The sequence below is a fragment of the Cupriavidus sp. CER-90 genome, assembly GCF_057652055.1.
Window position 1 is genome coordinate 2,834,398 of record NZ_JBYGYM010000002.1, and the last position, 20,075, is coordinate 2,854,472.

Below are 20,075 nucleotides of genomic sequence, written 5' to 3' on the forward strand. Positions count from 1 at the left end.
CGACCCGGCAATTCGATGCAAAAGAACGAGGTGCGCACGGCTGCGCTGCATTTGGCAGGCGAGCTGGCTGCGCGATGAAATGGCGGCGGCTTCGGCCTCGCTGTATCTGCAATCTCCAGTGCTCCGGGATTCGTCCGGGGGCAGGTGCAAAGACAGGCTGCACGCAATCACATGAATACCCAAGAGGCGAAGATCGTCCTCGAGACCGCGCTGATCTGTGCGCAGGAGCCGCTGCGCGTTGGCGATCTGCGACGGTTGTTTGCCGACGACGTCGGTGCCGACACGATCCGGGTGCTGCTCGAGGAACTGCGGCAGGACTGGCGGCCGCGCGGGGTCGAACTCGTGGCGCTGGCCAGCGGCTGGCGCTTCCAGAGCCGCCCCGAGATGCGGGAATTTCTCGACCGGCTGAATCCGGAAAAGCCCCCCAAGTACTCGCGTGCGGTCATGGAGACGCTGGCGATCATCGCGTATCGCCAGCCTGTCACCCGTGGCGATATCGAGGAAATCCGGGGCGTGACGGTCAGCACGGACGTGATCAAGAAGCTCGAGGATCGCAGCTGGATCGAAGTCATCGGCCATCGCGACGTGCCCGGGCGTCCCGCCCTGTACGCGACGACCAAGGCGTTCCTGGATGACCTTGGCCTGCGTTCGCTGGACGAACTGCCCCCGCTGGAGGATGCCCAGGCGCAGGCGCAAGCGGCGCTGCTGGAGCAGCAGGCCATCGATTTTGAAGAAATCGCCACGGCTAACCCGCCTGCCGGCGACGAGGAAGCGTTTGCCGAATCGGCAGCCGCCTTGACCGTCGCGGCCGCCGGGCCTGTCGAGGCGGGACAAGAGGTAAAAGCCGTAGAAGCCGTAGAAGCGGTAGAAGCGGCAGAAGGATCTGAAGCCGCTGCACCCGCTGACTTGGCCGGCTCGGCCGAGGCCGGCGAAGGCGCCTGGCGGGAAGAGCGCGCCGATGCCGGATCGGCGCAACATGAAGCGGGGCCTGCCGCCCCCAGCGAGGAAGTCGCCGACGGCGATGCCTCCGAAGACGATATCAGCGCCGCCCGGATGCCTGAAGACGACGGGCAGGAAGACGCGCCGGTGGCTCATGCCAACGGCTTCCACATGGACACCGGGGCGCCCGAAGCGGCGCCCGCCGACCCTGCGGACCGGAATGGCGATATGCCGTTCTCGACCGAGGACGACGACGAGCGTGTGTCCAACTGAACAACATGCAACATCGATAGTGAATACTTTGTCTGATTCCGCTGAGCAAGACGTCCGCCAGCCGGACGTGCCGGGTGACACCGGCGCCCCCGATACGGGAAATGACGCCGACGGCGCGCCGCGCCGCAAGGGGCTCCGCCGCGGTTTGCGCAATCTGGTGGCGTCGCGCCGCCAGGCCGCGCAGGATCGGGACGCGGGTCGCGCCGATGGCGACGCGCCGGCGCCGGCCGAGGCAGGCGACACCGCCCAGCCGGCCGCGCCGCGTGGCCGTGGTCGCCGCAAGCCGGCGCCTGCCGCCGATGCCGGTGCGCCAGAGGCGCGGCAGGCCGACGGCGGGGAAGCGCAGGCCCAGCCTGGTCAGCGCAAGCGCCGCCAGCAGCCGCAGCGCAAGGCCGCACTGGTCGACGGCGACAACAAGCCGGCGGCCGAGCAGGCTGGCAAGCGCAATCGCAATGGCCAGCGCAAGAATCAGGCGGGTGCCGGCAAGCAGGGCGCCCGTGGCGAACAGCGTCAGGGCGACAAGTCGGCGAAGCCGGCCGGCAAGACCGGTGGCGCCAAGGCTGCCGCCGGTGCCGAGGACGTGTTCCGCTTCGTGATCTCCGAGCAGTTCGACGAGGAAGATACCGTCGTGCCGCGCACCAAGGCCAAGCCCGTGCGCGAACTGACGTCGGATGACGATGCGCCGAAGCTGCACAAGGTGCTGGCCGAAGGCGGCCTGGGCTCGCGCCGCGAAATGGAAGAGCTGATCCTGCAGGGCCGGGTGTCCGTCAACGGTCTGCCCGCGCATATCGGCCAGCGCATCCTGCCGGCCGACCAGGTCCGCGTGAACGGCAAGCTGATTCATCGCAAGGTAACGACCAAGCCGCCGCGCGTGCTGCTGTATCACAAGCCGTCCGGCGAGATCGTCAGCCAGTCGGACCCGGAAGGCCGTCCGACCGTGTTCGACAGCCTGCCGCGCATCAAGAACGGCAAGTGGGTGGCGGTTGGACGCCTGGACTTCAACACCGAAGGCCTGCTGATCTTTACCACGTCCGGCGATATCGCCAACCGCTTCATGCATCCGCGCTACGGCGTGGAGCGCGAATACGCGGTACGGACGCTGGGCGAACTGGCGGAAGCCGATCGCCAGGCGCTGTTGCATGGTATTCAGCTCGACGACGGCGAGGCCAACTTCCTGCGCATCGCCGACGGCGGTGGCGAGGGTGTGAACCAGTGGTATCACGTGGCGCTGACCGAAGGCCGGAACCGCGAAGTCCGCCGGATGTTCGAAGCCGTCGGCCTGACCGTGTCGCGCCTGATCCGCACCCGCTACGGCCAGTTCCTGCTGCCGCGTGGTCTCAAGCGCGGCCGCTGGCAGGAGCTGGAAGCCGCGGACGTGCGCAACCTGATGGCCAACATCGGCCTGAAGGCGCCGGCCAAGGCCGAGCAGGGCGGTGGCAAGGGTGGCGTGACGAAGGTGGGTGGCCGCAAGGCGCGTACCGAAGCCGCCATTGCGGGCATGCCGATGCACACGGGCATGGACGGCCTGCCGCGCTTTGAAAAGGCCGGCGGCAACCGCGGCGGCGGCAACGCCGGCCGGGGCCAGCCTGATCCGATGCAGACCTCGATGGGCTACATCCCCTCCGGCCCGGCGCCGCTGACGTCGCACACGACGAAGTTCAGTGGCGGCCTGGGTGGCGCCGGCGCACTGCGCGGCGCGGGCGGCACGGGCGGCATGCGCGGCGCGGCGGGCGGCAAGGGTGCTGGCGGCGGGCGTGGCGGACGCGGCGGCATGGGCGGCATGGGCGGCATGGGCGGCAACGCCGGAAATGCCGCGAACGCAGGCGGCAATCGCCAGCGCCGTGGCGGCGGTGACGTCAACGGCAATGTGATGCCGAAGGCCGCCAAGGGCGGCGGCGGTGGTGGCGGTGGCGGCGGCAATCGCCGGCCGCGCGGCGGTGGCCGGGGCGGTCAACGCTGATACGGAAGGGGCCGATGCCGGAAAAGTCCGGCGTTCGGCCGCGTTCCGGCGCGGATCCCAGCAGGCTTTTGCCTTTTAGTCATAATCCGCGTATAATCCAAGTCTATTCAAAAGTATCATCCTCGGCGAGGATGGGCGAATGATGGGCATTGCGCCCATTTTTTTTTGGTTCGCCCGTTTGTGCTTGCGGCTGGATTGCGTCACATGACGCGCCCGGTTTCGTGGGGATGATGGGCAGGCAGGGCTTACAGGCCGTTTCGGAACCTCGATTTCAGAACGTTGTGTTGTCCGGTGTCTGCCAAGGTATTGAAAGCCACTATTCGGGAATACAGTGCATCTGGCAGATTTGATCGAAACCACCCTTAACGGCATGGGCTACGAGTTGGTTGAGCTTGAGCGTGCCCCGGCCGGACTTCTGCGTGTCTATATCGATCAGCCTGAAACCGGCATCGTCATTGAGGATTGCGAGAAAGTCAGCCGCCAGCTCACGCACGTGCTGATGGTCGAGAACGTCGACTACGAGCGCCTCGAAGTGTCGTCGCCGGGCCTGGACCGTCCGCTCAAGAAGCTGGCCGATTTTGTCCGCTTCGCCGGTGAGGAAGCCAGGGTCACGCTGCGCCTGCCGGTCAACGGCCAGAAGAACTTCGTCGGCATCCTGCGCGAACCCGCGGGTGAGGCCGGGGCCGAGAAGATCGGCCTGGAATTCGAGGGCAAGGACGGCGCTGCACTGCTGGAATTCGCCATATCCGATGTCGACAAGGCCCGTCTGGTGCCTGTGATCGACTTCAAGGGAAATCAAAGAAAAGGGAACAAGCAATGAGCCGCGAAGTTCTGTTGCTCGTCGATGCGCTAGCGCGCGAGAAGAACGTTGACAAGGATGTGGTCTTTGGTGCACTGGAGGCCGCGCTGGCCTCGGCCACCAAGAAGCGTTTCGAGGAAGACGTGGATATCCGCGTGCATATCGACCGTGAATCCGGTGAGCACGAAACGTTCCGCCGCTGGCTTGTCGTCCCCGACGAACAGGGTCTGCAGGAACCGGACAAGCAGATCCTGCTGTTCGAAGCCCGCGACCAGAACGCCGACATCCAGCTGGACGATTTCATCGAAGAGCAGATCGAGTCCGTGGAGTTTGGCCGTATCGGCGCCCAGGCCGCCAAGCAGGTGATCCTGCAGCGTATCCGCGACGCCGAGCGCGAACAGATCCTGAACGACTACCTGGATCGCGGCGAAAAGATCATGACCGGCACGGTCAAGCGCGCCGACAAGAAGGGTCTGATCGTCGAATCCGGCCGCGTCGAAGCGTTGCTGGCCCGCGACCAGATCATTCCGAAGGAAAACCTGCGCACCGGCGACCGTGTGCGCGCGTACATCCTGAACGTGGACCGCGCCGCGCGTGGCCCGCAGATCGAACTGTCGCGCACCGCGCCCGAGTTCCTGATCAAGCTCTTCGAGAACGAAGTGCCGGAAATGGAACAGGGCCTGCTGGAAATCAAGGCGGCGGCCCGCGACCCGGGCGTGCGCGCCAAGATCGCCGTGGTGGCGCATGACAAGCGTATCGACCCGATCGGCACCTGCGTGGGCGTGCGTGGCACGCGCGTCACGGCGGTGCGCAACGAGATTGGCGGCGAGGCCGTGGACATCGTACTGTGGTCTGAAGACCCGGCGCAGTTCGTGATCGGTGCGCTGGCGCCGGCACAGGTGCAGTCGATCGTGGTCGACGAAGAGAAGCACAGCATGGATGTGGTGGTCGACGAGGAAAACCTCGCCGTCTCCATCGGCCGCAGCGGTCAGAACGTACGCCTGGCGTCGGAGCTGACCGGCTGGCAGATCAACATCATGACGCAGGAAGAATCGGCGCAGAAGCAGGCCGAGGAAAGCGAAGTGGTGCGCAAGCTGTTCATGGCCAAGCTGGACGTGGACGAGGAAGTGGCGGACATCCTGATCGAGGAAGGCTTCTCCACGCTGGAAGAAGTGGCCTACGTGCCCATCAGCGAAATGATGGAAATCGAGGCCTTCGACGAGGACACCGTCAACGAGCTGCGCAACCGCGCCCGCGATGCGCTGCTGACGATGGAACTGGCCCGGGAAGAAAAGGTGGAAGAGGTGTCGCAGGATCTGCGTTCGCTCGACGGCCTGACCCCCGAGCTGATCGGCAAACTGGCCGAAGGCAACATCCATACGCGTGACGACCTGGCCGAACTGGCCGTGGACGAGCTGGTCGAGATGGCCGGCGTTGGCGAGGATGAAGCCAAGGCGCTGATCATGAAAGCACGGGAACATTGGTTTAACTGAGGGACACGTCCGGGTTCAACGCCCGGACGCGCTTTCCGCACACGAATTGTCCCGACGTAGAAACCGAGCATTGAAAGGGTTTGAATGGCAAGCACAACAGTTGCCCAACTGGCCGCAGAACTGAGCCGCAGCCCTGCTGCACTGCTGGAACAATTGCAGGCAGCTGGGGTGGGCAAGGCGACGCCTGAAGACATCATTACCGAATCGGACAAGACCCGGCTGCTGGATTACCTGAAGCGGTCGCACGGTCAGGCCGATGACAGCGCACGCAAGAAAATCACGTTGACCAAGCGCGAAACGTCCGAAATCCGTCAATCCGACTCCACCGGCAAGACCCGCACCGTGCAGGTCGAAGTGCGCAAGAAGCGCGTGCTGATCAAGCGCGACGACGTCGAATCGCACGACGACGGTGCCGACGCCCACGCAGCCGAGGCGGCTGCCGAGCTGGCCCGTCGCGACGAGGAACAGCGCCGCGAGCAGGCCGAGGCCCTGGCACGCCAGGAAGCCGAAGCCCAGGCAGCCCGCGAGGCCGCCGAGCGCGAGGAAGCCGAGCGCCGCGCCAGGCAGGAAGCCCTGGAGGCCGAACAGCGCCGCCAGGCTGAACTGCTGGCCCAGAAGGCCGCCGAGGAAGCCGCTGCCGCCCAGGCAGCCTCCGACGCCGCCGAGGAAACCGCGCGCAAGAAGGCTGAAGAAGACAAGGCACGTCTGGCCACCGAACGCGCCCAGGCGCAGAAGAACGCCGACGACGCCAAGGCTGCCGCCGACAAGGCCCGCGCCGAGCAGGACAGCGCCAAGGCTGCGGCCGACAAGGCACGTGCCGAACAGGACGCCGCCGCGCGCCGTCGCCGCGAAGCCGCCGAAGCCGAGGCCCGCGCCATCCAGCAGATGCTGAATGCGCCGCCCCGCGTGCTGAAGGCGCCGTCGGAGCGCAAGGCCGAGGAAAAGAAGGCCGAGCAGACCGGCACGCTGCACAAGCCGGTGAAGCCGGCGGGCACCGAAGTCAAGAAGGACGAGAAGAAGACCGCCGCCGCGCCGGCCGCCACGACGACCACTGCCACCGCTGACAAGAAGGGCGGCAAGGGCAAGGGCGGCGGCAGCTGGCAGGACGACAGCCGTGGCAAGGGCAAGGGCGGTGGCCTGAAGACCCGTGGCGATTCGTCGGGCGGTACCGGCGGCTGGCGCAGCGGCCCGCGTGGCCGTGGCGGCAAGCAGCACGGTGACGACGGCCGCAGCAACTTCCAGGCGCCGACCGAGCCGGTGGTGCGCGAAGTGCACGTACCCGAGACCGTCTCGGTGGCCGATCTGGCCCACAAGATGGCCGTCAAGGCATCCGAGGTCATCAAGCAGATGATGAAGCTCGGCCAGATGGTGACGATCAACCAGGTGCTGGACCAGGAAACCGCCATGATCGTGGTGGAAGAAATGGGCCACAAGGCATATGCCGCCAAGCTGGACGATCCGGAAGCGCTGCTGCTGGTGACCGAAGGCGAAGAGCAGACCGATGCCGAGCTGCTGCCGCGTCCGCCGGTGGTGACCGTGATGGGTCACGTCGACCACGGCAAGACCTCGCTGCTGGATTACATCCGCCGCACCAAGGTTGCCGCGGGCGAAGCCGGTGGCATTACGCAGCACATTGGCGCGTACCACGTCGAAACCGACCGTGGCGTGATCACGTTCCTGGACACCCCGGGTCACGAGGCCTTCACGGCCATGCGTGCCCGTGGCGCCAAGGCGACCGACATCGTCATCCTGGTGGTGGCGGCCGACGACGGCGTGATGCCGCAGACCAAGGAAGCGATTGCGCACGCCAAGGCTGCCGGCGTGCCGATCGTGGTGGCGATCACCAAGGTCGACAAGCCCGAAGCCAACCCGGACCGCGTCAAGCAGGAACTGGTGGCGGAACAGGTGGTGCCGGAAGAGTACGGCGGCGATTCGCCGTTCGTGCCGGTGTCGGCCAAGACTGGCCAGGGCATCGAGGATCTGCTCGAGAACGTGCTGCTGCAGGCCGAAGTGCTGGAACTGCGCGCCCCGGTGGACGCCCCGGCCAAGGGTCTGGTGGTGGAAGCCCAGCTCGACAAGGGCAAGGGCCCGATCGCGACGATCCTGGTGAGCAGCGGTACGCTCAAGCGCGGCGATGTCGTGCTGGCCGGCAGTGCCTATGGCCGCGTGCGAGCCATGCTGGACGAAAACGGCAAGCCGGCCAAGGAAGCTGGCCCGTCGATCCCGGTGGAAATCCAGGGTCTGTCGGAAGTGCCTGCTGCCGGTGAGGAAGTGCTGGTGCTGCCGGACGAGCGCAAGGCGCGTGAAATCGCCCTGTTCCGTCAAGGCAAGTTCCGCGACGTGAAGCTGGCCAAGCAGCAGGCGGCCAAGCTGGAAACGATGCTCGAGCAGATGGCCGAGGGCGAAGTCCAGACGCTGCCGCTGATCGTGAAGGCCGACGTGCAGGGTTCGCAGGAAGCACTGGTGCAGTCGCTGCAGAAGCTGTCGACCGCCGAAGTGCGCGTGCAGATCGTGCACGGTGGCGTGGGTGGCATCTCGGAATCGGACGTCAACCTGGCCACGGCTTCGAAGGCGGTGATCATCGGCTTCAACGTGCGTGCCGACGCCGGTGCGCGCAAGCTGGCCGAGCACAATGGCATCGACATCCGCTACTACAACATCATTTACGATGCTGTGGACGAGATCAAGGCGGCCATGTCGGGCATGCTGGCGCCGGAAAAGCGCGAGACCACGATCGGTCAGGTGGAAGTCCGCCAGGTCTTCCGCGTGCCGAAGGTTGGCGCCGTGGCCGGCTGTATGGTCACCGACGGCCTGGTCAAGCGTACGTCGCTGGTCCGTGTGCTGCGCAACAACGTGGTGATCCACGACGGCGAACTGGACTCGCTCAAGCGGTTCAAGGACGACGTCAAGGAAGTCAAGCAGGGCTTCGAGTGCGGTCTGTCGATCAAGAACTTCAACGACGTTCAGGAAGGCGACCAGCTCGAGGTGTACGAAATCACCGAGGTGGCGCGTACGCTGTAAGGCGATACGCAAAGACGGCAGGCTCCGGCCTGCCGTTTTCACATCATCGGTACAGCAAAAAGTTTTGCATGGCCAAGAAAGGCAATATCTCCTCCCGTAATTTGCGCCTGTCCGACCAGATCCAGAAGGAACTGGCCGAGATGATCCAGCGCGAGCTCCGCGATCCGCGCCTGGGGCTGGTCACGCTGCAGTCGGTGGCGCTGACGCCCGACTACGCGCACGCCAAGGTCTACTTCACGGTGCTCGGCGCCGAGCCCGAGGTGGCGGCCGGCATCCTGCGGGAAAAGGCTGGCTACCTGCATTCGCTGCTGTTCAAGCGCCTGCATATCCATACCGTCCCGACGCTGCATTTCCATCACGATACGTCGGTGGAGCATGCCATCGAGATGTCGAAGCTGATCAACGAAGCCAATTCGACGCGCGCCAAGGACGACGAATAAGGCGTCGTCGTTTCTGCCGTTTTCTCGCGAGCCGGCCTCCGGGCCGGCGCCGCAAACCTCTTCCCCCGCAATGACCGATTCCCAAGCCAACCGTCCGCCCCGGCTGCCGCGCCGTGACGTGCATGGCGTGCTGCTGCTCGACAAGCCGCTGGGCCTGTCGTCCAACGATGCGCTGGTGCGCGCCAAGCGCCTGCTGCGCGCGAACAAGGCCGGCCATACTGGTACGCTCGATCCGCTGGCCACGGGCCTCTTGCCGCTGTGCTTTGGCGAGGCCACCAAGTTTTCGCAGGATCTGCTCGATGCCGACAAGACCTACGAAGCCGCCGTGCGCCTGGGGGCGACCACGACCACCGGCGATGCGGAGGGCGAGTTCGTCAGCGAACGTCCGGTCACGTGCGACCGTGCCGCGCTCGATGCGGCAATCGTGCGCTTCACGGGCGAGATCGAACAGGTGCCGCCGATGTACTCGGCGCTGAAGCGGGACGGCAAACCGCTCTACGAATATGCGAGGGCGGGGCAGACCGTGGAGCGCGCGGCACGCCAGGTGACCATCCGCGCGATCACACTGCTCGAAGTCGATCTGGAAAATTGCCGTTTTACGATGCGCGTGACCTGCAGCAAGGGGACGTACATTCGCACGCTGGCCGAAGATATCGGCGAGGCGCTCGGTTGCGGCGCGCATCTGACCGGGCTGCGGCGCACGGGCGTGGGCGACCTGACGCTGGACGGCGCAGTGACGCTGGAACAGATCGACGCACAGGCGGACGATGTGCGGCCGACGCTGCTGGCGCCGGTAGACGCGCTGCTGCAGCGTTGCCCGCCGGTCCATCTGGATGCGGTGTCGGCCGGGCGTTTCCTGCAGGGCCAACGTATCGCTCAACGTGACCTGCCCGAAGGCCAGGCGCCCGGAGCGGGCACGCTGGCGCGCGTCTATGCCGAAGGCAAGCTGCTGGGCGTGGCGCGGATGAAGGATGGCGCGCTGCGGCCGGAGCGGCTCGTAAAACTCTGAGGGCTCGTAAAACTCTGAGTTTTACCGGCGCCGAAGGCAAGCATCCCAAAGAAGAAGGGCATCGACCAGCATCGATGCCCTTTTTTCATGCCGCGTGGCGCGTGTCACACGCCGCAAGCCGGCCGGTCAGTGCGCCCCGGCCGCGTCCGCGCCGCCGCCACCCTTGGCACGCTTGGTCAGCCAGACAAAGCCGATCAGCGCGAAGAACAGCACGCCCGAGATCCAGAAGATGTCGTTGGCGCCCAGCATCGACGCCTGCAGCGAGAGGTTCCGCTCCATCAGCCCGATGGCCTGCATCTTCGACATGCCCATTGCCATCAGGTGATCAAGCTGGGCCTGGTACGTCGGGTTGTACGGGTTGATCTGTTCGACCAGCTGCGCATGATGCAGCGCCGAGCGGTTTTCCCAGACCGTGGTCGAGATCGACGCCCCGATGGCACCGAACGTGATCCGCACGAAGTTCGACAGGCCCGAGGCTGCCGGGATCTTCTCGGGCGGCTGGCCCGACAGGATGATCGACGTCAGCGGGATGAAGAACATCGCCATGGCCGCGCCCTGGATCAGCGTGGGAATCACCAGCGCGCGCGTGTCCACGCCCGTGGTGAAGCCGGCGCGCATGAAGCTCACCGCACCGAACGTGATGAACGCCGTGGTGGCCACCCAGCGTGCGTCGATCTTCGGCAGCACCCGGCCGATGATCGGCGACAGGATGATGGCGAAAATACCCACCGGCGCGGTCACCAGGCCGGCATCGGTGGCGGTGTAGCCGACGATGGTCTGCAGCCACAGCGGCAGGATCACGAGATTGCCGAAGAACAGGCCGTAAGCCACCGAGATCGCCACCACGCCGGCCGCGAAGTTGCGGCCCTTGAACAGGTGGATGTCGACGATCGGATGCTTTTCGTAGAGCTCCCAGGCCAGGAAGAACAGGAAGCCGACCACGGCGGTGACGCCGAGCGCCACGATCACGCCCGAATGGAACCAGTCGAGTTCCTTGCCCTTGTCCAGCATCAGCTGCATCGAGCCGACCCAGATCACCAGCAGCGCCAGGCCGATGCGGTCGATCGGCAGCACCTTGGTGGGCGTTTCGCGCTCGCGGTAGATCGACCACGTGACCCAGGCGGTGACGATGCCGATCGGCACATTGATGTAGAAGATCCACGGCCAGGTCATGTTGTCCGAGATCCATCCGCCCAGCAGCGGCCCCATGATGGGCGCCACCAGCGTGGTCATGCCCCATAGCGCCAGGGCCATCGAACTCTTGGCGGGTGGATAGCTGGCCAGCAGCAGGGCCTGCGACAGCGGAATCATCGGGCCGGCCACGGCGCCCTGCAGCACGCGGGCGGCCAGCAGCGTTTCGAGGTTCGGCGCCACGCCGCACAGCCACGACGACACCACGAACAGCAGGATCGACAGCACGAACAGCCGCACCGCGCCAAAACGCGTGGTCAGCCAGCCGGTGAGTGGCACCGAGATCGCGTTGGCGACCGCGAACGACGTGATGACCCAGGTGCCCTGGTTCGGCGACACGCCAAGGTCGCCCGAAATGGCCGGGATCGACACGTTGGCGATCGACGAATCGAGCACGTTCATGAACGTGGCCAGCGACAGCGCGATGGTGCCCAGAATCAGCTTGCCGCCGGTCAGCGGCGGATGCGCGGCGGGGCGGGCGGGCGCCGGCTTCGGGGCCGGTGCCGCGCCGCTGTCCGGCGTCGCGGTGGTGGAATTTGCCATGGGCAGTCAGCCAGTCAAACAGGTCGGATCGGATCGATTCAGGTACGGGCGGGCTTGGCCGCCGCACGCGCCGCAGCCGCGCTGGCCGCGCTTGCGGCACCCGCCGCGCCCGGCGCCGGCGGGCGGCCGCCGTTGTTGACCGCGATGATGCGGGCGATCAGCGCGTCGGCGTCCTGCGCCACCTTGTCATACACATCGGTCTGCAGCGGCCTGGCCGACTTGGCGCTGACCAGCGACGCGCCTTCTTCCTTGTGCACGTCGACCGTGGCGTTCATCGACAGGCCCACGCGCAGCGGGTGGTCCTTCAGTTGCTGCGCGTCCAGCGCGATCCGCACCGGCAGGCGCTGCACCACCTTGATCCAGTTGCCGGTGGCGTTCTGCGCCGGCAGCAGCGCGAACGCGGCGCCGGTGCCGGCCGAAAAGCCTTCCACATGGCCCGTGTACTTGACCTTCGAGCCGTAGACGTCGGCTTCCAGTTCCACCGGCTGGCCGATCCGCATATGCGTGATCTGCACTTCCTTGAAGTTGGCATCGACCCAGACCTGATCCAGCGGCACCACGGCCATCAGCGGCGTGCCGGCCGCCACGCGCTGGCCGACCTGCACCGAACGCTTGGCCACGTAGCCCGTCACGGGCGCCGGCATCGTCGAGCGCGCGAACGCCAGATAGGCCGAGCGCAGGTTGGCGGCGGCGCGCTGCACGTTCGGGTGCTTTTCCACCGTGGTCTGGTCGGTCAGCACCTGGTTCGAGGCCAGTTGCTCGCGGGCGGCAACCAGCGCCGACTCGGCCGCCTTCAGCGCGGTCTGGGCGTGGGCGATTTCCTCGCTCGACACCGCGCCCGAACCGGCAATGGCCTGGCGGCGGCGCAGGTCGTCGCGGGCCTTGGCCACATCGGCTTCGCGCAACGCCACCTGTGCGGACAGCGAGCCATTGTTGACATACAGCGTGCGCACCTCGCGCACGGCCTGGGCCAGCTGGGCTTCGGCCTGCTCCATCGCCACCTGGGTGTCGGCGCGATCGAGCTGGATCAGCGGCTGGCCGGCGGTCACCAGCTGCGTATCGTCGGCGGCAATCGACACCACGGTGCCGCCCACCAGCGGGGTGACCTGCACGACGTTGCCGGCGACGTAGGCGTCGTCGGTGTTCTCGAAATGGCGGGCGTAAAGGCCCCAGTACAGGCCATAGCCGATGCCGGCCACCACGACCGCGGCGGTCAGGGAAACGAGCAGGCGCTTGCGCTTGCCGTTGTTGTCGCCCGCGGGGGCTGCTTGCTGGTTGGTGCTCATGATGGAATCTCTCGAATCTCTGCGATGTGTCGTCTTGTCTGGTTTCAGCCGTTTCCGTCAGCCGCTGCCCTCAACCCTGCGTGCCCGGGGCCGCGCTTGCAGGCTTGCCGGATGCGCCATGGCTGGCGCCCTCGGCTTCCTGGTAGCCACCGCCAAGCGCCTTCATCAGGCTCATCTGCAGGTCCAGCCGGCGCGCCTGCAGGTCGGTGGCGAGCCGGCGCTGTTGCAATACGTTGCTTTCGGCATTGAGCACCGTCAGCTGCGTGCCCAGGCCGGCCTTGTAGCGCGTGGTGGACAGTGCGTAGGCATGCTCGGCCAGGTTCAGCGCCTCGCGCTGCGTCTCGATCTGCTGGTCCACGCTGCGGATGCTGGTCACGGTATCGGCGGTCTCGCGCAGCGCGTCGACCAGCGTCTGGTTGTAGCTGGCCGCCGCGATGTCGTACTGCGCGTACTTGCCCTTGAGGTTGGCGCGCAGGCGGCCGCCCTGGAAGATCGGCAGCGTTACCGACGGCCCCACGCCGAACGTGCGGCTCATGCTCATCAGCAGGTTCGACGGATCGAGCGAGGCCACGCCGGCAAAGGCGGTCAGCTTCACATCGGGCAGGAACTCCTTCTTCGCCACGGTGATGTCCTTGGACGACGCCTCCACGCGCCAGCGTGCGGCCACGATGTCCGGGCGGCGGCCAATCAGGCCGATGGTCAGGTCGTCGGGCAGTTGCGGCGTGGCGTTGGCCAGCAGCGTGGGCCGCGTGATCTGCAGACCGCGGTCGGGCCCCTTGCCCAGCAGCGCGGCGATCTGGTTGCGCGCCAGCGCGATTTCCTCGTCAACGCGTTGCAGGTCGGTCTGGGCGGCGGCCACGGTGCCGCGCGCCTGGGTGGTTTCCACCTGGGTGTCGAGGCCGGCGGCCAGGCGCTGGCGCGACAGGTCGGTCAGGTCGCGGCGCTGGGCGATGGCGCGTTCGGCCACGTCGCGCTGGGCGTACAGCGCGGCCAGGCGGTTGTAGCCGCGGGCCACCGACGTGGTCAGCATCAGGCGCGCGGCCTGGGTCTCGGCTTCCATCGCCCGGTCATCGGACAGCGCGGCTTCCAGCGCATCGCGGTTCTTGCCCCAGAAATCGAGGTCCCACGACAGGCCCAGCTGCAGGCGCGACTGGTTCTGCCATGACCCGGCCAGCGGCGTGCCCGTGAACAGGTCGGTCTCCGAGAAACGCTGGCGCACCAGGCTGCCTTCAAAGTCCACGCCGGGGTAGAGCGCCGACCGCGTGGCATCGGCCATCGCGCGCGACGCTTCCAGGCGGCCAAAGGCCACCTGCAGGTTCGGATTGCCCTGGATGGCTTCGTCCACCAGCGCACGCAGTTGCGGATCGTGGAACTGGTCGACCCAGTCCTGCGACGGCCACTGGCCATGTTCGCTGGCGAAGGTCTGCGGCGAGGCCAGCGTGCCGGCGTCGGTCATGGTCTGCGTGCTGTGCGAATTGCCCAGCGCGGCGCAACCGGCCAGCACGGCGGCGGCCAGCACGGTCAGCGCAAGCGTGCCCGTGCGGCGAAGCTCGCCCGCGCGGCTGGCACGGTGGTAAAGAGAATGAGCGGTGGTCATAGGGGGTGAACTGTGACGCGGTCTGGCAGTTTCAGGAATGGCGTGTCTGACGATTGGAATTCTTCTTCGGTGTCGCGGGCGGCCCGCCTATCCTGTGTTGCGCTCGAAGGGACAGCCCGCCGGGTCGGGGCCGCCGTTGTTGGCGAGGATCCGCAGCAGCATGCCGCGCAGCACCTCGATCTCGTCATGGGTGAAGCCCTCGAAATGGCGGCGCATGACATTGCAGAAGACGGCCGGCAGCTTTTCGACCATGGCGTTGCCGGCCGGGGTGATCGACAGGTCCACCACACGGCGGTCGTCGTCGCGGCGCGTGCGCGCGATCAGGCCGCGCTTTTCCATGCGGCTCAGCAGGCGCGTGACCGATCCGGCATCGGTGTTCAGGTTGCGGGCCAGGTCGGTCACCGTGGTGGCCTCGCCCTTGGCCAGCATCATCAGGCAGCTGGCCTGGGCCTGGGTCATGTCCAGGCTGCTGACCTCCTGCTCCACGCCCTGCGACAGCGTGTTCTTGGCGCGCGCCAGCAGGTAACCGACGCTCTTGCCGATTTCATAGTCGGCCGGGTCGAACAGGTCTTCGGGCGGGGATAGGGGTGTCGGGTACGTCATCTCTTGTCGCTGCAATCTTTGCCTGGGCAAATATAAGCATGTCGCAAGTGATGTTCAAGCACTGAAATTTGTTATTGCGGAAAACGCAATGACGCGTCTTGATCTATGCTGAACAGCAATAGAGTGTTCTGCGCTGCAACATGCTAGAATGTCGGGTTAATTTTTTCCGATAGCTCCGCCTTCAGGGGACGCCGAATGACCCGCGCCATCCGTAATATCGCCATCATCGCTCACGTCGATCATGGCAAGACCACCCTGGTCGACCAACTCCTGCGCCAGGCAGGCACCTTCCGCGACAACCAGCAAATCGCCGAACGGGTGATGGACTCGAACGACCTGGAAAAGGAACGCGGGATTACCATCCTCGCGAAGAACTGTGCCGTCGAGTACAACGGCACGCACATCAATATTGTCGATACCCCGGGCCACGCCGACTTCGGCGGTGAAGTGGAGCGCGTCCTGTCGATGGTCGACGGCGTGCTGCTGCTGGTGGACGCCGTGGAAGGCCCGATGCCGCAAACGCGTTTCGTGACGCGCAAGGCACTGGCCCTGGGCCTGAAGCCCATCGTGGTGATCAACAAGATCGACCGCCCGGGCGCCCGTCCGGACTGGGTGATCAACCAGACCTTCGACCTGTTCGACAAGCTGGGCGCCAACGACGACCAGCTCGATTTCTCGGTGATCTACGCCTCGGGCCTGAACGGCTACGCCGGCCTGACCGAGGACGTGCGCGACGGCGACATGAAGCCGCTGTTCGAGACCGTGCTGGACAAGGTGCCGGTGCGTAACGACGACCCGAACGGCCCGCTGCAGATGCAGATCATCTCGCTGGACTATTCGAGCTACGTCGGCAAGATCGGCGTGGGCCGCATTTCGCGTGGCCGCGCCAAGCCGCTGCAGGACGTGGTGGTCAAGTTCGGCCCGGAAGGCAACCCGATCAAGGGCCGTATCAACCAGGTGCTGAAGTTCAGCGGCCTGGAGCGCGAAATCGTGGCCGAGGCGGAAGCCGGCGACATCGTGCTGATCAACGGTATCGAGGAACTCGGCATCGGCTGCACCGTGTGCGCCCCGGAAGCCCCGGACGCGCTGCCGATGCTGAAGGTGGACGAGCCGACGCTGACGATGAACTTCTGCGTCAACACGTCGCCGCTGGCCGGCCGTGAAGGCAAGTTCGTGACCAGCCGCCAGCTGCGCGAGCGTCTGGACCGCGAACTGAAGTCGAACGTGGCGCTGCGCGTGGCCGATACCGGCGACGACACCATCTTCGAAGTGTCGGGCCGTGGCGAACTGCACCTGACCATCCTGCTGGAAAACATGCGCCGCGAAGGCTACGAGCTGGCCGTGTCGCGTCCGCGCGTGGTGTTCAAGGACATCGGCGGCGTCAAGCACGAGCCGTACGAACTGCTGACCGTGGACGTCGAAGACGGCCACCAGGGTTCGGTCATGGAAGAGCTGGGCCGCCGCAAGGGCGAGCTGCTCGACATGGCGTCGGACGGCAAGGGCCGTACCCGCCTGGAATACCGCATTCCGGCGCGTGGCCTGATCGGCTTCCAGGGCGAATTCCTGACGCTGACCCGTGGTACGGGCCTGATCAGCCACATCTTCGACGACTACGCACCGGTGCGCGAAGGCGGCCTGGGCGAGCGCCACAATGGCGTGCTGATCTCGCAGGACGACGGCGACGCCGTGGCCTACGCGCTGTGGAAGCTGCAGGATCGCGGCCGCATGTTCGTGAAGCCGGGCGATGCGCTGTACGAAGGCATGATCATCGGCATCCACAGCCGCGACAACGACCTGGTCGTGAACCCGATCAAGGGCAAGCAGCTGACCAACGTGCGCGCGTCGGGTACCGACGAAGCGGTGCGCCTGGTGCCGCCGATCCAGATGTCGCTGGAATACGCGGTGGAATTCATCGCCGACGACGAACTGGTGGAAATCACGCCGAAGAGCATCCGTCTGCGCAAGCGTCACCTGAAGGAGCACGAGCGCAAGCGTGCTTCGCGCGACGCGAACTGATTTCCGGTGTCCGGCCTGCTGGCCGGCTGGAAGCAAATAACCGCGCCCATGTGGCGCGGTTTTTTTTTCGTCGCCCGACTTAGGTTTGCTCCCCTCTCCCGCTCGCGGGAGAGGGGCCGGGGGAGAGGGCAAGCCTATCAACCTCCGAAGCCGCAGCCCGCGGTCCTCGCCACTCCGGCGGCTTCCACAAATACCGCAGATCGCGCTCGCGCCACACATCGGCAAACATGTCGCGCCATTCGTGAAACGTCAGCGTCAGCGGGTTGTAGGTGCGGACCTGCCGCGTGATGCCGTATTGCGGCGCCTCCTGCTCGGGCACGAAGGTGCCGAACATGCGATCCCAGACCGTCAGCACGCCGGCGTAGTTGCGGTCGATGTACTGCGGATTCTTCGCATGATGTACGCGGTGCACGCTTGGCGTATTGACGATCTTCTCAACGATCGGCCATCGCTGTCCGAGCCGCGTATGGACGAAGAACTGGAACGCCAGGTTCAGCCCGACGGCCAGGATGACCCAATCTGGAGAAAATCCGATAAAAGCCAGCGGTATCCAGAACATCCACATGCCCGAGATCGGATAGGTCAGGCTTTGCCGGAACGCCGTGGAGAAGTTCATGCCTTCCGACGAGTGATGGGCCACGTGCGACGCCCACATCCATCGCACGCGATGGCTGGCGCGGTGGAACCAGTAATAAAGAAAGTCCTGCAGCAGCAACAGCAGCGCAAACGACCACCACGTCTGCGGCACGGCGCGCAGGCCGTGGGCGTAGCACCACGTGTAGACCGTGCGGATCATCAACCAGAGAAAGAAGGCGTCCGATGCCTGGTGCATCAGCGCCAGCGTGGCGTTCGACAGCGTGTCGCGCCAACTGTAGACCGAGCGGTCGCGCCTGGACCAGTACCAGGCCTCCCAGCCTATCGTCAGCACGAAAACTGGCGCGAACGCCATCAGGATCAGGCCGGGGTCAAAACCTTGGGCGTCGGGAGCGCCCGATGTCATAGGGGATGTCATGGCGCAAGTGTGCATATTTCCGCCAGATTCGCACCGAGGATTTCCTCCATACGCACGTCAAGTGGCGCCCGCATAACGTTTTGCGATCCATCACGAAAATGAAGGACTGACTATCACCAGCAGGCAATCAAGTCGGCCAAGACAATGCCGTCATTGGGGCGACGGCCATGGAGGAGTGGCCGATATTCAAGTCACGGAGAGAACTGCCCCATGTTTCGCAACACTACGATTGGAACCCGTTTGTGGCTTCTGACAATTGTCACAAACTTGTTGCTGTTGATTGTCGGTGCCGTTGGTTGGATCGGCATGTCGCGTAGCAACGACGCCACGCGCCAGATCTACCAGCAGCAATTGTCGGCCGCCACGTATCTGGCCGAGGCGCGCTCGAATCAACTGCTGGTGCGTGTGCTGCTGGACCAGGCGGCCTTTGCCACCGAGGCGGCCGACGCCAAGGCCCGCGCCGCCACGGCCCAGGACTTCGCGCGGCTGTCCGACGCCGCATGGCAGTCGTATCTGGCCATTCCGCGAACCGACGAGCAGACACGCGCCACCGAGACTGTGTCAGAGAAACGCCGCGCGCTGTTCCAGGAGGGCGTGACGCCGATGATCGCCGCCCTCAACGCAGGCAACCGCGAGGCGATGATGAAGGCGGTCATGGAGACGATTCCGAAACTCGATATCCAGTTCACCGCCGTCAATACGGAACTTGGGCGCCTGCAGGTGGAAAGCGCCAAGGCCGTCTACGAGAATTCCCAGCATCGCTACGACCGGCTGCTGACCGTTTCCATCGCGGTCCTGGTGCTTGGCCTGGCGTTCAGCACCGTGGTGGCCTGGCGCCTGCGTGCGTCGATCGTCCATCCCCTGGATATCGCCATTGGCCGTTTCGCGCGCATGGCGGACGGCGATCTTAGTATTTCGGCGATGCGCGATGGCGCTGCAATGGCCGACGAGCACGCAAGAAGCGAGACCAGCCGCATGCTCGGCATGCTGGGTCGCATGCAGGGGCGTCTGGCCGAGATGGTGGGCGAAGTGCGCAGCGGCGCCGATTCGATTGCGGCGGCCAGCCAGCAGATTGCCAGCGGGAATGCCAACCTGTCGCAGCGTACCGAGCAGCAGGCCGCGTCGCTTCAGGAGACCGCTTCGAGCATGGAGGAGTTGACCAGCACCGTGCGCCACAACGCCGATAGCGCCCGCGAGGCCAGCACATTGGCGGTGGATGCGCGCCGGCTGGCCGAGACCGGCAGCCAGGCCGTGTCGCGGGTGCAGAGCACGATGCAGCAGATCGACACCGGCGCCAACAAGGTGGTGGACATCATCGAGGTGATCGAGAAGATCGCCTTCCAGACCAATATCCTGGCGCTCAATGCCGCCGTGGAAGCCGCGCGGGCCGGCGAGCACGGCCGTGGCTTCGCGGTGGTGGCCGGCGACGTGCGCGATCTGTCGCAGCGGTGCGCGGCGGCGTCGAAGGAAATCCGCACGCTGATCGGCGCCTCGGTGTCCAATGTGCGCGAAGGCACATCGCTGGTGGACGATGCGGAGCGCGCCATGCAGGACATCGTCAATGCGGTGCGCCGCGTGAGCGATATCGTCGGCGGCATCAGCGCGGCGTCGGACGAGCAGTCGCGCGGCATCGAACAGGTGAACGTGGCCGTCTCGCACATGGACGGCATGACGCAGCAGAACGCGGCGCTGGTGGAGGAAGCCGCCGCGGCGGCCGGATCGCTCGAAGACCAGGCGCAGCGGCTGACAGGGCTGATGTCGGCCTTCCGGCTGGCGTGATCGCCAGGGCTGCATTGGCTCGACAGAGTATGAGCCGATTCTGAAACGGCGCCGTCATCGAATCCGGGCAAGACAGGTGGCGTAAAATTGCCGCCTACTGGAACGGAGACGGAT

14 protein-coding genes are annotated in these 20,075 nt (G+C 65.8%); 9 read left to right on the forward strand and 5 right to left on the reverse strand.

The annotated features are described in order from the left end of the window. The first annotated feature begins 171 nt into the window (after positions 1–171). From scpB to truB, 7 genes are all read left to right on the forward strand, one after another. Positions 172–1,212 carry an SMC-Scp complex subunit ScpB gene (scpB, locus tag AC24R4_RS23590; protein WP_487523693.1) on the forward strand — a complete coding sequence of 347 codons (1,041 nt, stop codon included), beginning with the start codon at positions 172–174 and terminating at the stop codon, positions 1,210–1,212. A 28-nt stretch (positions 1,213–1,240) separates the two neighbouring features. Continuing rightward, complete coding sequence (gene rluB, locus AC24R4_RS23595; protein WP_400393929.1) at positions 1,241–3,172, forward strand: 23S rRNA pseudouridine(2605) synthase RluB; 1,932 nt, start codon at positions 1,241–1,243, stop codon at positions 3,170–3,172. 331 nt (positions 3,173–3,503) lie between these two features. Then, positions 3,504–3,992, forward strand: coding sequence for a ribosome maturation factor RimP (gene rimP, locus AC24R4_RS23600; protein ID WP_029051042.1), 489 nt, complete (start codon positions 3,504–3,506; stop codon positions 3,990–3,992). Further along, positions 3,989–5,464 (forward strand): transcription termination factor NusA, encoded by a 1,476-nt coding sequence (gene nusA, locus AC24R4_RS23605; protein WP_153945219.1) that lies wholly within the window; start codon positions 3,989–3,991, stop codon positions 5,462–5,464. The genes rimP and nusA overlap by 4 nt, the downstream gene beginning before the upstream one ends. A gap of 84 nt (positions 5,465–5,548) precedes the next feature. Beyond that, positions 5,549–8,485, forward strand: coding sequence for a translation initiation factor IF-2 (gene infB / locus AC24R4_RS23610; RefSeq protein WP_400393931.1), 2,937 nt, complete (start codon positions 5,549–5,551; stop codon positions 8,483–8,485). 68 nt (positions 8,486–8,553) lie between these two features. Continuing rightward, positions 8,554–8,925 carry a 30S ribosome-binding factor RbfA gene (gene rbfA, locus AC24R4_RS23615; protein WP_092289589.1) on the forward strand — a complete coding sequence of 124 codons (372 nt, stop codon included), beginning with the start codon at positions 8,554–8,556 and terminating at the stop codon, positions 8,923–8,925. A 70-nt stretch (positions 8,926–8,995) separates the two neighbouring features. Then, on the forward strand, positions 8,996–9,934 hold the full coding sequence (gene truB / locus AC24R4_RS23620) for a tRNA pseudouridine(55) synthase TruB (protein WP_400393933.1): 939 nt from the start codon (positions 8,996–8,998) through the stop codon (positions 9,932–9,934). Between the two features lie 126 nt (positions 9,935–10,060). On the opposite strand, the gene AC24R4_RS23625 is transcribed toward truB, so the two are convergent. The 4 genes from AC24R4_RS23625 to AC24R4_RS23640 form a co-directional block, all read right to left on the reverse strand. After that, positions 10,061–11,668 carry a DHA2 family efflux MFS transporter permease subunit gene (locus tag AC24R4_RS23625; RefSeq protein WP_400395411.1) on the reverse strand — a complete coding sequence of 536 codons (1,608 nt, stop codon included), beginning with the start codon at positions 11,666–11,668 and terminating at the stop codon, positions 10,061–10,063. 38 nt (positions 11,669–11,706) lie between these two features. After that, the gene (locus AC24R4_RS23630; protein WP_400395409.1) at positions 11,707–12,954 is read right to left on the reverse strand and encodes an HlyD family secretion protein; all 1,248 of its coding nucleotides are present in this window, start codon (positions 12,952–12,954) and stop codon (positions 11,707–11,709) included. Between the two features lie 70 nt (positions 12,955–13,024). After that, complete coding sequence (locus tag AC24R4_RS23635; protein ID WP_400395414.1) at positions 13,025–14,551, reverse strand: AdeC/AdeK/OprM family multidrug efflux complex outer membrane factor; 1,527 nt, start codon at positions 14,549–14,551, stop codon at positions 13,025–13,027. Positions 14,552–14,638: 87 nt separating this feature from the next. Next, positions 14,639–15,154 (reverse strand): MarR family winged helix-turn-helix transcriptional regulator, encoded by a 516-nt coding sequence (locus AC24R4_RS23640; protein ID WP_400394192.1) that lies wholly within the window; start codon positions 15,152–15,154, stop codon positions 14,639–14,641. Between the two features lie 195 nt (positions 15,155–15,349). Here AC24R4_RS23640 and typA point away from each other — a divergent pair, with 195 nt between their 5' ends. Next, entirely contained in the window at positions 15,350–17,170 is a 1,821-nt protein-coding gene (gene typA, locus AC24R4_RS23645; RefSeq protein ID WP_153945212.1) for a translational GTPase TypA, read from the forward strand. A gap of 79 nt (positions 17,171–17,249) precedes the next feature. On the opposite strand, the gene AC24R4_RS23650 is transcribed toward typA, so the two are convergent. Then, entirely contained in the window at positions 17,250–18,170 is a 921-nt protein-coding gene (locus tag AC24R4_RS23650) for a sterol desaturase family protein (RefSeq protein WP_400394194.1), read from the reverse strand. A 222-nt stretch (positions 18,171–18,392) separates the two neighbouring features. Here AC24R4_RS23650 and AC24R4_RS23655 point away from each other — a divergent pair, with 222 nt between their 5' ends. Beyond that, entirely contained in the window at positions 18,393–19,961 is a 1,569-nt protein-coding gene (locus AC24R4_RS23655) for a methyl-accepting chemotaxis protein (RefSeq protein ID WP_400394195.1), read from the forward strand. Positions 19,962–20,075: the final 114 nt, after the last annotated feature.